This is a genomic window from Streptomyces sp. NPDC104761 (genome assembly GCF_055583445.1).
Genome location: NZ_JBVJNZ010000028.1, coordinates 31,529 through 45,501, shown reverse-complemented (window position 1 = coordinate 45,501; position 13,973 = coordinate 31,529). Strand labels below are relative to the sequence as shown.

The following is a 13,973-nucleotide window of genomic DNA, read 5'->3' as shown; positions in this document are numbered from 1 at the left end:
AAGAAACACCTCAAACACAAAAGCTCGCATACAATTCTGCTCCCCCCCCCCCGGTGCGGCTCCCCCCGCCACCCGCCCCCCCTGCACCCTCTTCCCCGCCCCACCGTGGGACGGGCGGCGGTCAGGTGGTCCAGATCTGGAACTCGGACACCTGGCCCGCGGGCCAGCCGTTGTTGGCGGTGACGGTGACGCGGAAGTAGCGCTGGGTGACGGCGGGGAAGGTGAGCGTGACGGTGTTCTTCGTCCCCGGGTCGAAGGTGTGGGCCGCCGCGGGCTTCAGGGTGGTGAAGGCGGTGCCGTCGGTGCTGCCGCCGAGGGCCAGGGTCTGGGTGCGGGCGCCCCAGCCGGGGGGGCAGTTGCAGCACCACACGGGAGGCGCTGCGGGCCGAGCCCAGGTCGACCTGGACCCACTGCGGGAACGTGTTGTCGGCGCTCTCCCAGTAGGTGCCCTGGTTGCCGTCCGTCACGTTCGACGACGGGTAGACGTCGGTGTGGCTCGACTCGCTGGTGGGTCTGCCCGCGGCGAGGTTGGTGGCGGGAGTGTCGGTGCCCGCGGTGAAGTCGAGGCGGTTGATGTTCCAGCCGCCGGTGTCCTGGTCCAGGGTCAGGACCTGCCGGCCGGCGGGCAGGGTCACGTGTGTGGTCACGGTGGCCCAGGTCTGCCAGTCGCCGGTGGCGGGCAGGTCGACGGCGCCGGTGAGGTTCGCACCGGCGGCGTCCGACAGGTGCAGCGCGCCCGCCACCGCCGACGGGGCCGCGACCCGCAGGCCGAGGGTGTAGGTGCCGGCGGTGGCGACGTCCACGGTGTACCGGAACCACTGTCCGGCGCCGGTCCAGCCCAGGTTGTAACCCCCGCCGGTGTCCGAGGTGTTGTCCAGGTCCACCCCGTCGGCGCGGTAGCCGTTGGCGTTGCCGTTGACGGAGGTCACGGTGTAGGCGACGCCCTGGCCGCCGGTGTCGTAGTTCTCCGCCTGCACCGTGCCGGGCACCGCGGCCGGGGTGCCGCCGTAGGGGCCCTCGGGGGCGGGTGGCGGCCAGTGGTTGTCCCTCAGCGTCGCGACGAACCCGGTGGAGTTGTTGACGAAGGCCGAGGAGCCCGCGCCGAGCCCGGTGACCGTGTTGCCGGTGAGGGTCGCGGATCCGGTGGGCGCGGGGTAGAACGGCGGCGAGATCGCGATGCCGTTGCGGCCGGGGTCGCTGACCGTGTTGTCCTGGAGCAGGGTGTTGGTCGAGGTGGAGAAGCCGATCCCGTCGTACAGGGAGTCGCTGACGGTGTTGCCGGTGACCGTGACCTCGTCGACGGTCCCGGTGTTCTGTCCGTCGCCGCCGTTGCCGACGTGCAGGGCGGGCTGGCCCTGGCTGTAGGCGTTGCCGCCGGAGCGGACCACGGTGTTGCCCGTCACGGTCGCGGACAGCAGGTCGCTGCCGTTGACCCCGAAGCGCCCGGCGCCCAGGCCGATGTAGCGGGCCGTGTCGCTGATGTAGTTGTCCTCGACCCGGTGGCCGCTGCCCCCGTAGATCCCGACGCCCTTGCCGCCCCACGGCGCGATCGAGGTGTTGTCACTGACGGTGACATCGGTCATCGGCTTGTAGTACGTCCTGGAACCGTCGCTGTTGGTGTTGTAGTTCACCGAGTTGATGGCGATGGCGTCGTCCCCGGTGCCGCGGACGAAGTTGTTCGTGACCGTCAGGTCGTTCCCGGTGTCCGCGCCCAGCGACACGTTGTTGACGTTGATCCCGTCCGCCCAGACCGACGTCAGCCTGCTGTTCCGCACCGTGCCGCCAGTGCCCGAGGCCCAGAAGCCCGACATGGTGTGCTGGGTCCAGATGCCGTCGGCCAGCCAGCCGGTGCCGGTGGTGTCCATCGCGCCGCCGTCGCCGCCGACGGTGCTCCGGCTGACGGCGTTGGCGTCGACGTGGAAGTCACGCACGGTGCAGGAGGTCAGGTCGAACAGGGCTGCCAGCGGTGTGCTGTTGGGGACCGGGACGTCACGGTAGACCGTGCTGTACCACAGGCCGGCGCCCGCGATGGTGATGCCCTGTGCGTGCAGCCCCGTGGTGCCCTTCACGTAGAAGGTGCCCTGCGGTATCCACAGGATCGTGCCCTGCGCCTGGGCCTGGTCGATGCAGTTCTGGATGGCGGCCCGGCTGTCCACCGCCTGGCTGTCGGCGGCGCCGTTGGTGGGGGTGTCGTCCGGCACCGCGCCGCAGCTCGTGATGGATATCGAGTTCGCCGGCTGGGTCAGGGGGGCCGGCGGGTTCTCCACGTCCACGGAGTCCACGTCGTAGAAGGACGCGCTGTTCCCGGAGTCCTTGCGCAGCGAGAACGTGGCGCCCACGGGGATCGGGGCCCCGGTGACGAAGGTGTGCGACTCGTCCCAGAAGACCCTGGGGTCGCCGTCGGCCGGGTTCTGGTTGTCGCTCGTGTTGTAGTTTCCGTTGCCCTCGTACACCCAGCTCTGCCGTGAGTTGAGGTTGAGCGACTGCCGGAACACCCCGTCGACGTACAGGTTCAGGGTCCCGGTGACACCGCCGCCGGACGCCGCGTCCGGAATGCTGGCGCGGACGTTGAGGAACGAGATCGGCTGCCCGGTGGTGTTCGTCCACTGCACGGACTGGCCCGTGCCGTCCAGATGGACGTAGGAGTGGCCGGACGCCTCCAGGGCGGCGCTCGAGTACTCGGTCGCCGGCGCTGCGGTCAGCGAGCGGACGGCCGCGCCGCCCGCCGGTGTTCCCGCCTCGGCCTCGTAGACCGAGAACGGCGTCGTGGCACCGGCCGCGGCCTGCGCCTGCGCCTGCGCCTGCGCCTGCCGGGAAGCGGGGGCCGTCACCCCGGCGCGGAGCGGCCCGGAGTGCGGCACCTCCTGCGTCGCGGCGGCAGGTAAGACGGACCCGCACAGCGCGCCGACCGCGGCGACGGCGGCCACCGCCAGGCGCCGGGGTCTGGGGATCGTCAGCATGTGATGCTCCTTCGGGACGGGGGGAATCCGGCGCCCCGACCGTACAGAGCCGACCTTCACACCGCTAGATTCCGACGAAGCAAAGGATGAGAAGAGCAAGTCGTTGCAAGTTTTTCGCTGATTTACGCAAATCTCAGATTCCAGGGCTTCCGACCTCTCCTCGGCGCGGATGCGGCGCAGGCCACCTCGTGCGGCGGGAACAGCCGGTCCGGCCGACGCTGTTGCACCGGCCGAGGGACCGGCACCGCGCGGTGGGGGGACGGCACGGACCATAGGTTCTCCGCCCCCGCGCGATCCGGCGCCCTCCGGTCCGCGGTACACCCGGTGATCTGCTGTTCAGGGACGCCCGCTCAGGTACCCGCCGCGGACTCGGACCGAGGCCTTGCCACACAGGAGGACTGCTTTGATGAACGACCGGCCCTTGACGCTCATGGCCGTACACGCCCACCCCGACGACGAGGCCACCGGAACCGGAGGCGTCCTCGCGCGGTACGCGGCGGAGGGCGTGCGCACGGTCCTCGTGACGTGTACCGACGGCGGCTGCGGTGACGGACCGGGGGGCGTCAAGCCCGGTGACCCAGGGCACGATCCGGCGGCCGTCGCCGCCATGCGGCGCCAGGAGCTGCAGGCGAGCTGCGACATCCTGAAGATCAGCCACCTGGAGACGCTGGACTACGCCGACTCCGGAATGATGGGCTGGCCGGCGAACGACGCCCCCGGTTCCTTCTGGCGGACACCCGTGGCGGAGGGCGCCGCCCGGCTCGCGGAACTCATGCGGCGCTACCGGCCCGACGTGGTCGTCACCTACGACGAGAACGGCTTCTACGGCCACCCCGACCACATCCAGGCCCACCGCATCACGATGGCGGCGCTGGAGATGACCGAACCGGCCCCGAAGGTGTACTGGACGACGGCGCCGCGCTCGATGATGCAGCGGTTCGGGGAGGTCATGCGCGAGTTCGGGGAAGACCTGCCGGAGCCGGACCCCGCGGAGGCCGCCGCGATCGCGGAGATCGGGCTCCCCGACGAGGAGATCACCACCTGGGTGGACACCACCGCGTTCGGCGGCCAGAAGTTCGACGCGCTGGCCGCGCACGCCAGCCAGGGCGAGAACATCTTCTTCCTCAGGATGGGCCGGGAGCGGTTCACCGAGCTGATGGGCATGGAGACCTTCGTCCGTGTCCAGGACTCGACCGGCGCGGCCGTACCCGAGAACGACCTCTTCGCCGGGCTGCGCTGACCCGAGCGCCGTCCCGGGCGGACGGTCCGCACAGCCGCGGCCGGTCTGTCCGCCCGGGGCGGTGCCCGGCCGCCGGTACGGCCGGAACCGCACCAAAAGAGCAGGTCAGAGGATCGGAAGTGGTGATAACCCCCCGGGCTTCCGGCGGAAGTCCCCCTGCGGATCCGGTGGCTGGCCCGCTGTCGGCGCGGTCCGGCCGTGCCCAGACTCGGCGGCATGACGTTCTCCATCGACGCTCCCGCCGCGGCCGCGACGGCCGCCGGCCCGGCGCGGACCTCCGGTCCCGGCAGCGATTTCGCCAGGCTCTCGCGGCGCATCGCCGACGCGGGCCTGCTGGACCGGCGCCCGGGCTACTACACCGTGCGGCTCGGCCTGGTGATCGCGGCCCTGCTGGGCGGCACGGCGGCCTTCCTCACGCTCGGCGACACCTGGTGGCAGCTGGCCACAGCCGCCGCCATGGCCTTCGTCTTCGGTCAAGTGGCCCTCGTGGCACATGACATGGCGCACCGTCAGGTCTTCCGTCGGCGCCGCCCGAGCGAGACCTGGGGCCGTCTCTTCGGCAACCTCGCCATCGGCATGAGCTACGGGTGGTGGATGAACAAGCACACCCGTCACCACGCCAACCCCAACCACGAGGAACTCGACCCCGACGTCGCACCGGACATCCTGGTGTGGTCCACCGAGCAGGCACGCGCCAGCAGCGGCCTGGCCCGGCTCGTCGGCGGCCACCAGGCGTTCCTGTTCTTCCCGCTGCTGACGCTGGAGGGCTTCAACCTGCACGTGTCGAGCGTGCGGGCGCTGCGCTCGCCGGCCATGAAGAACCGGGTGGCGGAGGGCACGCTGCTCCTCCTGCACTTCGCCGTCTACCTGTGCGCGCTGTTCCTGGTCCTCTCCCCCGGCAAGGCAGTGGCGTTCCTCGCCGTGCACCAGTGCCTCTTCGGCGTCTACCTCGGCTGCACCTTCGCCCCGAACCACAAGGGGATGCCCACCTTCACCGGCGACGAGCGGCCCGACTTCCTGCGGCGCCAGGTGCTCACCTCCCGCAACGTGCGGGGCGGCCGGTGCACGGACGTGCTGCTCGGCGGCCTCAACTACCAGATTGAGCACCACCTGTTCCCGAGCATGCCCACGCCTCATCTGCGCCGCGCCCAGGTGATCGTGCGCGCGTACTGCGCGGAGATCGGTGTGCCGTACCACGAGACCGGGCTGCTGCGGTCCTACCGCGAGGCCCTCACCCACCTGCACCGGGTGGGCGAACCCCTCCGGCGCAGGCGCGGGGCGTCCTGAGACCGGGGCGTCCTGAGACCGAGGCCGGCGCGACAGGCGTGGCGAAGCGGGACCCGGCCTCTCCTGGGCCGGTACCCGGTTCACTTCAGGTGCCGGGCGAAGAAACGGTTCCCGTCGTCCGTCTCGAACCACGGGGTACCGGCGTGCCCGCCGAGACCGGCGTGCAAGGTCCCGCGTTCGAGGACGCGGTGCCGTGGCTCAGCCCAGGGCGTCCAGCAGGGCGGTGACGTAGGCGTCCAGCCGCCCCTCCACCGTTCGCGTCGTCAGTTCCGTCCGGCCCGCCTCCTGCCACGGCCGCGCCACCGCCCGTACCGCGGTCGAGAACGCCAGGGCGTCCAGCAGCCGCCAGTACAGCCGGTCGCTCGCGGCCGTGGCCAGCACCCCGCCGGCCTCCTCGTACGCCTCGGCGAACCGCAGCCCCCACGCCGGGCCGTGCAGCATCGCGAGATTGGTCGAGCAGTGCGCCACATCGAGGTCGGCCGGCCCCCAGGAGGTCTGCACCCAGTCGACGACCCCGGTGATCCGGGGGCCGGTCGGGCCGGGCGGCTCCACGTCGAACAGCACGTTGCCGGGGTGGAAGTCCCGGTGCAGGAACCGCCCTTCGTAGGGTGGCGCCGACTTGCGGATCACGTCCGTCGCCGCGGCCCATGCCGCCGCGTCGGCGCCGTCCGGCGGGACGACGGCGTCGGCGGTCGTCCACGCCGTGTACTCCCGGGGCCGCTCGGCGGGGCGCAACGCGTGGATCGCCACCAGCTGACGGGCCAGCAGGGGGACGCGGGCCTCAAGTCCCCGGTCTTCGAGGACCGTACGGCCCGGCAGATGCGTCATCAGGAGCGACGGGTACTCGCAGTGCGCGGCGGCCGGATCGACCGCGACCGGCCCGGGAGCCGGCACACCGGTCCCCGCGAGCAGGGCGAGGGCGCGGGCCTCGCGGTTCAGCAGGTCCGCGGCCTGCTCCGCGGAGAACGGGTCGGCAAAGGTCCGCAGCACCAGGTGCCGGGTGGCCCCGTCCCGCGTGCCGATGGTCAGCCGCCGCATCTCCGCGGTGATGCCCCCGTGCAGTGCCTCGGCCGCGACGACCCGTTCACCGGCCGCCAGATGCCGGCTCACCCAGGCCAGTGCCGACGGCCGGACGGCCACTGCCTCCTCTGGCTCGTCTTGCTCGTCTGGCTCGTCTGGCTCGTCGTGACGGGACACCCCGCCACCCCATCATCCGCCCGGCGGCCCGCGCAACGGCTTTCACGACGGGCGGGACGGGTTACCGGGTGCTGCCCGGGGGCCGCAGGGCGGCGGCGCCTGCCCGCATCCACGCGGACACCGGTGACCTCGCCCACTGCACGAGGTCGCGCGGCAGTCCGGTGTCGAGCTCGATGGTCACCCGCACGTAGCGGGTGTGCAGCCGGTTGACCTTCACGGGACGCGGTACGACCGCCTCGGGCCCGCGCTGCAGTGCGGCCCGGTAGGTGTCCTTGCGCTGGTTCATGCCCTGTCCTGTCGTCTGACGAGTTCGTCCGCGAGGTCCATGTACGCCGAGCCCTTGGCCGCCACCGGACCTCCGAAGGACTGCGCGTACAGGTCGAGCCGCGGAATGTGGGTGGACAGCACGTCGAAACCCCGCTCGGTGAGGGCTTCGCGGGCGTCGGCGTCGGGCCCCGTACGCGTGGCGTCGGCGCGGTTGGTCCGGTTGAGCAGCACGGCGGCGTGGGCCGGCTGGACACGCAGGGACTGTACGTCGCCCATCTCGCCGCCGATGGGCGCCATGCGGTCCAGTTCGATGGGGGCCGGAGTGACCGGCACGATCCATTCGCTCGCGTATCTCATGATGCTGCGGGCGATGTGTGCGTGGTCCTCCATCTGCGGAGCGTCGAAGACGACGGCCTGCCGCTCGCCCAGGAAGTCGTTCACGCGCCGGTGCACGTCGCCCACCGGCAGGGCGACCACGGGAAACGGGAAGCCTCCCGCCAGTTCGCTCCACCGCAGCGCGGAGGACGCGGGGTCGCTGTCGACCAGCAGCGGCGGGATGCCCGACTCGTGCAGCGCGTGGGCCAGCCAGACCGCGCTGGTCGTCTTTCCCACCCCGGGCTTCAGGTTCACAAAGGCATAACTCAGCGGCACACGGGTCAACGTAGGGCCACGATCGGCCACCGACCACCGAGTCGGGGCACAGCGTGCCGTCGTTCACCCTGCGGCGCCGGCGAATCATCCGTATGGACCAGTCTCTCCGGGGGAGCTCGAGCGCGACCGTCGGCCGGCCCCGACGGCCGGTGCAACTCGTCTTGTTGCGACGGTGCACGCCCTTCGACGTCGGCCGAGGCGCATCGCAGCACTAGCCTCGGCTGCGCGTCATCGCGATCAGCTGCCTGTGGGTCTCGTCGTCCGCGGCCACCACGAGCCCGCGACCGGCCTCCCCGACCGGAGCACCGTCGATCCCGGTGACAACGCAGCCGGCCGCCCGGCACACGGCGATGCCGGCCGCGAAATGCACGCTCCGGGACAGGTCGCCGCCGTCGGTGACGTACGCGGCCCGCTTGCCCGCAGCGACCCAGGCCAGCGCGAGCGTCGTGGACACGACCCGAGGCCGGAAACGTTCCACGAACTCAGGGTGGGCCAGCAGATCCACGGCCCGGAATCCGGGCGCACTCGGGAACGGCGGATCCAGGTTGACATCCACCAGACGGGTGGCGGGCGACGGCGTCAGCAGTACGTCGTCGGTCCCGTCCCGGCGCACCCAGGCGCTCTCCCCGTCGGTGAAGAAGACCTCGCCGCCGAACGGGTCGGCCACCGCCGCCGCCCCGTCGCGCAGCGCGACGTTGACGGCCGCCAGCATGGTGCCGGCGGCGTAGTTCAGCGTGCCGCACAGGGGATCCACCAGCCACTGGCGCACGGCGTCGACGGCGCCCTGCTGCCCGCCCTCCTCGCCGAGCACCGCGTCATCGGGCCGTGCGGCACGGATGACGCCGAGGATCGCCTTCTCGGACTCCACATCGGCGGCGGTGGCAAAGTCCCCGGCCCCCTTGTCGATGCGGTCGAGCCGCTGACCGTACATAGTGCGGACCACATCCGCACCGGCCCGCGCTCCGGCTGTCGCGACCGCGGCATCGTCGGAACCCGCAAGTGAGCTGATCACGCCGTGCAGCCTATCGAGCCCCCTTTTCCCGGCAGCGGACCGGTGCGGCAACGCGGTATACAAGCGCCGCGATGAAGTCGGGCGGCCAGGTCGCCCGCGACGGGGCGCGACCTGACCGAAGCATCCACCGGTCAGACCGGATCGGTGAACGAGACCGGCTTGCCGGTGGCGCGGGCGTATGCGATCTCCCTGCTCGTGGACTCGCCGATGTACCCGCCTGGGTTCACGACCAGAACCCGGTCGGCCAGGTCGATCTTGCGCAGGTGGAGGGCGTCCAGTGCGGTCTTCTGCTCGTCGGTGATGGACTCGCCCGCTTCACCCGGCGCGACGACGATGACACCCGCGAAGGTCAGATCACGGTTCGCCGCACGCATCTCGTCCACGAACCGGGTGGAGCCGCAGATGCAGACAATCTCAGGTCGGCCGGGCACGGCTCAGCCCTTCGGTCGAACGGAAAACCGTGAGTGTGCACGGTGGCATCCCAGACAGGCACACAAGCCGGCAGTTTACGCAGGGACGGGGCACCCCGCGGCCGCGCCTTGCAGGCGGGAGGCCTGGCCCCACGCAACAGCGGCAACAGCTCGGCGACGGGGCAAGAGTGAGCGGCACCCTGGAGGAGGAGGGTGTCACGGCGGCCGAGGAGGCGTGATGCGAACCAGCGACGAGATCTATGACTGGATCCGCTGGGACCCGCGGTTCGACCCGGCCCGGTTCGTGTTGGGGATCAGTCAGCGCGGGGATGCCTGCAAACGCGTCCCACTGCCCTACTTCGTGCCGGGCGGCGACATCCCGTGGCACCGGGTGGTGTTCATCGAGGCGGACGGCGAGCTGGTCTGGGACCGGGCCACGGGGGTGGACCGGGTCGGCGCGTCGGGCGCCGGTCGCCTGCGGGACCCGCAGGCGGGGCTGAGCTTCGACACGGACTCCGACAGGGGCGGGCCCACCACCGGTGGCCTCGACGTGTCCCCGACGGCCCGCACGGCGGTGGCCTGGATCCCGCCCGCGGAACTGTGGCCGCCGATCCAGGACGTCCGCCAGGATTACGATCCGCAGATCCACCGCTGGCCGCCGCACGTCAACGTGCTCTTCGGCTTCGTGCCGGAGTCCGACTTCGAGCGGGCCGCTCCGCTGCTCGCCGAGGCGACGGCCGGGGCACCGGTCTTCACCGCACGGCTGGACGGAGTGCGCTCCTTCCGGCACAGGGCGTACTGCACCATGTGGCTCGACCCGACGGCAGCCGGCGAGGCGCCCTGGGCGGACCTGCACCGGGTACTGCAGGAGCGGTTCCCGCGCTGTCGTGGGCCCGCCGGGACCTTCACCCCGCATCTGTCGTTGGGCCGGACCCGGGACCTGCGGCGGGTCGGCGCCGACTGCGCCACCCGGCTCGGCGCCATGACGGCGACGGTCTGGGAACTCGTCCTGCTCTCCCGCAGGGGCCACGGGCCGATGCACCCACGGGCCACGGTGGCCCTGCGCACGGGAGAGATCCGCTGGCTGCCCGCACCCGGCCTCGAAGCGCCGGGTCCGGAGGACACGGCATGGCTCTCCGAGATCACCGACAGGTGATCTCCCGCCTCCACAGCCGTAGCCGTAGCCGCAGCCACAGCCACAGCCACAGCAGCGCTCTCGCAGCGCGTGGAATTGGCCACAATTCCTATCTTTCGGGCAGATCAGCCGATAAAAGTAGTCCTTTACGGCTGGCTGCACTCCGCCAGGCGACCGGCTCCAGGAATTCGACGACCCGCGTCACGGGAGAAGCGTTTGATCACGGCACGTAAGCGAACCACCGGACTGATGGCCACGGCCGGCGTACTCGGCGGCATCCTCGCGCTCACCGCCCTCGGCGGCACCAGCAACGCCGCCACCGGCGGCGACGGCACCGCGGCTCACCCGAAACCGCAGGCGCAGACACAGACGCAGGCGCAGACGAAGCAGGCGGCCGCCCAGGACGCTTCCGACGCCCGAATAAAGATCACACCCGGGCAAGGCGCCTACGGCGTCGGAACCAGCGGCCCGGTCAAGGTCACCGTCAGTGACGGGACGCTCACCAAGGTGACGATGACAGCCGTCGCGACCGGTACCGAGATTCCGGGCACCGTGTCCGCGGACGGCACGTCGTGGCAGCCGGACGGCCCCCTGGAGCGCGCCACCAGGTACCAGGTCGCCGCAGAGGCCGCGGACGCCAAGGACCGCTCCGCCACCGCGAACGCCACGATCACCACGGTCTCCCCGGCCAACGACTTCGTCGGACACGTGTCCCCCGAGGACGGCTCGACCGTCGGCGTGGGCATGCCGGTATCGGTCACCTTCGGCAAGGCGGTCGGTGACAAGGCCGCCGTGGAGTCCGAGATCCAGGTCAGCTCCAGCAGCGGGCAGCAGGTCGTCGGCCACTGGCTCAACGACGCCCGCCTGGACTTCCGCCCCGAGAACTACTGGAACCCCGGCTCCACCGTCACCGTCAAGCTCACCCGCGACGGCGTCCAGAAGACGGTCACGTTCCACATCGGCCGGAGCCAGATCAGCACCGTGGACGCCGGCACCAAGCAGATGACCGTCGTACGGGACGGCAGGACGATCACGACCATCCCGGTCTCCTCCGGCAGCGCCGAGCACTCGACGTACAACGGCCAGATGGTCATCTCCGAGAAGTTCTCGCAGACCCACATGAACGGCGCGACCGTCGGCCTCATGAAGGACGGCAAGCCCGCGTACGACATCGACGACGTACCGCACGCCATGCGCCTGACCGCCTCGGGCACGTTCATCCACGGCAACTACTGGGCTGCCGACTCCGTCTTCGGGAAGGCCAACACCAGCCACGGCTGCGTGGGTCTGAACGACGTCAAGGGCGGCGGCGACGGCAGGCAGCCCGCCGCCTGGTTCTTCGACAACTCGATGATCGGTGACGTCGTGATCGTCAAGAACTCCGCGGACAAGACCACGCCGGCCCCGGACAACGGCCTCAGCGACTGGAACATGCCGTGGACCGAGTGGGTCTCGGGCGGCTCGGCCGGCTGACACCGCTTCTCCGCGCGCAGGAAGCCGACGGCTCCGGTTCTTGCAGAGGTCTGGAAAAGGGCACCTGAGCTGGGAACACTCCCCAGCACAGGTGCCCTTCGTCGATCGCGCTCGCGGTGAAGCCGCGAGGCGAGACGCTCCCCCGTTCGGGCGCGGCCGTCCGTGCCCGGTGGCCGCCGCCGCGGAGTGCCTCGTCACTCACCCGGACAGAGTAATCACGGTCCGTCATCCCCTTGTCCCCCTTGGCATGTCCCCCGTTCGGGGTTGCGTCCGCACGGGGGACATGAGGCCGTGGGAGTCGTGTCCTGCCGCATCTCACCCTCAGGAGGAGACATGGGCACGAGGAACAACGGCCGCCAGGCCGACAGGCTGAGCGTCGTCTTCACCGTCCGCGTGATCGAGGGCGGCGAGCAGGGATTCCTGGACGTGTACGACCAGCTCCGCAAGTCCGTCGCCCGGACCCCCGGCCACATCGTCGAGCGGCTGGGAGCACCCGTGGACGACTCCCGGCAGTGGGTCATCACCAGCGAATGGCAGACGGCCGAGCACTTCTTCGCCTGGCAGCAGAGCGAGGAGCACCGCGCGCTGGTGGCTCCGCTGCGCCAGTGGGTCGACTCGACGCAGTCGCTGCGGTTCCGAGTCGTGAAGGAGACGACGGGGGTGACGTCATGACGCGCACCACCACCGGCACCGTCGCCGTACTCGGGCTCGGCACGATGGGCTCCGGCCTGGCCGCCCGCCTCCTCGACCGGGGAATGCAGGTCCGGGTCTGGAACCGTACCCCGGAGCGGGCCGAACCGCTTGCCGCGGCAGGCGCCTTCGTCGCCGCGCACCCCGCCGACGCCGTCGCGGGCACGAGTGCCGCCGTCTGCGTCGTCGCCGACGGCGATGCCCTCGGCTCCGTGCTGCACGGTCCCGACGGCATCCTGTCCAAGGGCCCCTACCCCGGTGTCCTCGTCTGCGCCAGCACCGTCTCCCCCGAAGAGGTCGTCCAGATCGCCGGAGACATCCCCTCGGTCGTGGACGTGGGCATGCTCGGCAACCGCGACCACGCCCGTGACGGCGAGCTTCGGCTCTTCGTCGGCGGCGAGGAGCAGGCGTTCGACGCCTGCCGCCCGCTGCTGGAGGCGCTGGGCAAGGAGGTCGTCCATCTGGGCGCACTCGGTTCCGGCATGCGGATGAAACTGTGCCTCAACCTCCTGATGGGCATCGAGGTGCAGGCCCTGGCCGAGGTCACCGAACTGGCGACCGCCTGCGGCCTCGACCGGCAGGCGGTCCTCAAGACCGTCGCGGGCAGCGGTTTCGCCTCCCCGGTCATGGCGTTCAAGTCGAGGCGCCTGGGTTCCGGCCGCTTCGAGGAGCCGGACTTCCGGCTGCGGCTGATGGCGAAAGACCTCATGCTCGCTACCAAGCAGGCGGCGGCAGCCGGTCTGAGTCTGCCGCTGGCGACCGCCGCCGCCGAGACCCATGTCCGTGCCACCGAGCAGGGACTGGGCGACCAGGACTGTGCCGCGGTCACCCGCGCACTCACAGAGAAACCGGGCAGCGACACGTGATCATCGACATCCACGGGCATCTCTCCCCGCCGGAGGCGGCCGAACGCTTCCCCATGCCCCCGAGCCTGACCGACGTCGACGGCATGCTGGCCGCTCGCGCCGAGGCCGGCATCGACCTCACCATCATCGGCAGCCCCGTCGGCGCCGGAGCGATGGCACGGGTACCGGGCGTGGACAACTACGCGCAACCACGAGACCGGCTGCGCGGTTTCCACGCCTGGATGTCGGGGCTGATCGCCCGGTTCCCCGACCGGTTGCGCGGCTATGTGTACGCCAACCCGTTCGGCGACGACGATCACCTCGAAGGGGTGCGGGAGACCCTGGCGGACCCGGCCTTCGTCGGCCTGATCACCACGTCCAGCGTCCACGGGGAGCTGCTCGGCTCCCCGCGCGCCGACTCCTTCTTCGCGCTGGCCGCGGAGGCGGGCGTCCCCGTCCTGGTGCACGCCCCGGCCGAACCGGTCGGCACGGAACGGGTTGACGAGATCGGCTTCGTCGAGCAGATCGGCCGGTTCGGCGACGTCACCCTGGGCATGGCCATGATCGCCTTCGCGGGGTGGCTGGACAAGTACCCGGAGCTGCGGCTGATCGGCGCGACCGGTGGCGGCGCCATGGCGCTGCTGCCGGAGCGTCTGCAGACGGCGGCGGGGGGGGGGGGGGGGGGGGGGGGGGGGGGGGGGGGGGGGGGGGGAGGGTGGGGGGGGGGGGGGGGGGGGGGGGGGGGGGGGGGGGGGGGGGGGGGGGGAGTGGGAGGGGGGGGGAGTGTGTGGTGGTCGCGGGGCAAG

General features: G+C 71.3%; 13 protein-coding genes (1 of these 13 cut by a window edge). 7 read left to right on the top strand and 6 right to left on the bottom strand.

Annotated elements, in window-relative coordinates; genetic code table 11:
• Positions 1-2,960: carbohydrate-binding protein (locus ACZ63F_RS41325; RefSeq protein WP_469719049.1), on the bottom strand; the 2,960-nt coding region annotated here is incomplete at its 3' end.
• Between the two features lie 406 nt (positions 2,961-3,366).
• Here ACZ63F_RS41325 and ACZ63F_RS41320 point away from each other — a divergent pair.
• The gene (locus tag ACZ63F_RS41320; RefSeq protein ID WP_469719047.1) at positions 3,367-4,200 is read left to right on the top strand and encodes a PIG-L family deacetylase; all 834 of its coding nucleotides are present in this window, start codon (positions 3,367-3,369) and stop codon (positions 4,198-4,200) included.
• A gap of 216 nt (positions 4,201-4,416) precedes the next feature.
• Positions 4,417-5,487: a fatty acid desaturase family protein gene (locus tag ACZ63F_RS41315; RefSeq protein ID WP_469719045.1), complete on the top strand. Its 1,071-nt coding sequence runs from the start codon at positions 4,417-4,419 to the stop codon at positions 5,485-5,487.
• 198 nt (positions 5,488-5,685) lie between these two features.
• Here ACZ63F_RS41315 and ACZ63F_RS41310 read toward each other — a convergent pair whose 3' ends face one another.
• From ACZ63F_RS41310 to ACZ63F_RS41290, 5 genes are all read right to left on the bottom strand, one after another.
• Complete coding sequence (locus ACZ63F_RS41310; RefSeq protein WP_469719043.1) at positions 5,686-6,627, bottom strand: phosphotransferase family protein; 942 nt, start codon at positions 6,625-6,627, stop codon at positions 5,686-5,688.
• A gap of 118 nt (positions 6,628-6,745) precedes the next feature.
• Positions 6,746-6,970: a hypothetical protein gene (locus tag ACZ63F_RS41305; RefSeq protein ID WP_469719041.1), complete on the bottom strand. Its 225-nt coding sequence runs from the start codon at positions 6,968-6,970 to the stop codon at positions 6,746-6,748.
• Positions 6,967-7,602 (bottom strand): nucleotide-binding protein, encoded by a 636-nt coding sequence (locus ACZ63F_RS41300; protein WP_469719039.1) that lies wholly within the window; start codon positions 7,600-7,602, stop codon positions 6,967-6,969. Before ACZ63F_RS41300 ends, ACZ63F_RS41305 begins: the two co-directional genes overlap by 4 nt.
• Before the next feature lie 211 nt (positions 7,603-7,813).
• Positions 7,814-8,614 carry an inositol monophosphatase family protein gene (locus ACZ63F_RS41295; RefSeq protein ID WP_469719037.1) on the bottom strand — a complete coding sequence of 267 codons (801 nt, stop codon included), beginning with the start codon at positions 8,612-8,614 and terminating at the stop codon, positions 7,814-7,816.
• A gap of 131 nt (positions 8,615-8,745) precedes the next feature.
• Positions 8,746-9,045 carry a hypothetical protein gene (locus ACZ63F_RS41290; RefSeq protein WP_469719035.1) on the bottom strand — a complete coding sequence of 100 codons (300 nt, stop codon included), beginning with the start codon at positions 9,043-9,045 and terminating at the stop codon, positions 8,746-8,748.
• A 217-nt stretch (positions 9,046-9,262) separates the two neighbouring features.
• Between ACZ63F_RS41290 and ACZ63F_RS41285 the strand changes: the two genes are divergently transcribed.
• The 5 genes from ACZ63F_RS41285 to ACZ63F_RS41265 all read left to right on the top strand — a co-directional run.
• Positions 9,263-10,180: an RNA repair domain-containing protein gene (locus ACZ63F_RS41285; RefSeq protein WP_469719033.1), complete on the top strand. Its 918-nt coding sequence runs from the start codon at positions 9,263-9,265 to the stop codon at positions 10,178-10,180.
• Positions 10,181-10,408: 228 nt separating this feature from the next.
• Positions 10,409-11,632: a L,D-transpeptidase gene (locus tag ACZ63F_RS41280; RefSeq protein WP_469719074.1), complete on the top strand. Its 1,224-nt coding sequence runs from the start codon at positions 10,409-10,411 to the stop codon at positions 11,630-11,632.
• 333 nt (positions 11,633-11,965) lie between these two features.
• A complete protein-coding gene (locus ACZ63F_RS41275; RefSeq protein ID WP_382720022.1) occupies positions 11,966-12,304 on the top strand; it encodes an antibiotic biosynthesis monooxygenase family protein in 339 nt (112 codons plus the stop codon).
• Entirely contained in the window at positions 12,301-13,188 is an 888-nt protein-coding gene (locus ACZ63F_RS41270) for an NAD(P)-dependent oxidoreductase (protein WP_469719032.1), read from the top strand. The genes ACZ63F_RS41275 and ACZ63F_RS41270 overlap by 4 nt, the downstream gene beginning before the upstream one ends.
• On the top strand, positions 13,185-13,973 hold the 5' portion of the coding sequence (locus ACZ63F_RS41265; RefSeq protein ID WP_469719072.1) for an amidohydrolase family protein. 282 nt of this gene lie beyond the right edge of the window; 789 of the gene's 1,071 nt are visible here — the first part of the coding sequence; the start codon lies at positions 13,185-13,187; the stop codon falls past the right edge of the window. Before ACZ63F_RS41270 ends, ACZ63F_RS41265 begins: the two co-directional genes overlap by 4 nt.

Coding starts and splice junctions, on each gene's coding strand:
- ACZ63F_RS41320 (WP_469719047.1), top strand. CDS start 3,367: ATGAACGACCGGCCCTTGACGCTCATGGCCGTACACGCCCACCCCGAC.
- ACZ63F_RS41285 (WP_469719033.1), top strand. CDS start 9,263: ATGCGAACCAGCGACGAGATCTATGACTGGATCCGCTGGGACCCGCGG.
- ACZ63F_RS41305 (WP_469719041.1), bottom strand. CDS start 6,970: ATGAACCAGCGCAAGGACACCTACCGGGCCGCACTGCAGCGCGGGCCC.
- ACZ63F_RS41275 (WP_382720022.1), top strand. CDS start 11,966: ATGGGCACGAGGAACAACGGCCGCCAGGCCGACAGGCTGAGCGTCGTC.
- ACZ63F_RS41315 (WP_469719045.1), top strand. CDS start 4,417: ATGACGTTCTCCATCGACGCTCCCGCCGCGGCCGCGACGGCCGCCGGC.
- ACZ63F_RS41280 (WP_469719074.1), top strand. CDS start 10,409: ATGGCCACGGCCGGCGTACTCGGCGGCATCCTCGCGCTCACCGCCCTC.
- ACZ63F_RS41270 (WP_469719032.1), top strand. CDS start 12,301: ATGACGCGCACCACCACCGGCACCGTCGCCGTACTCGGGCTCGGCACG.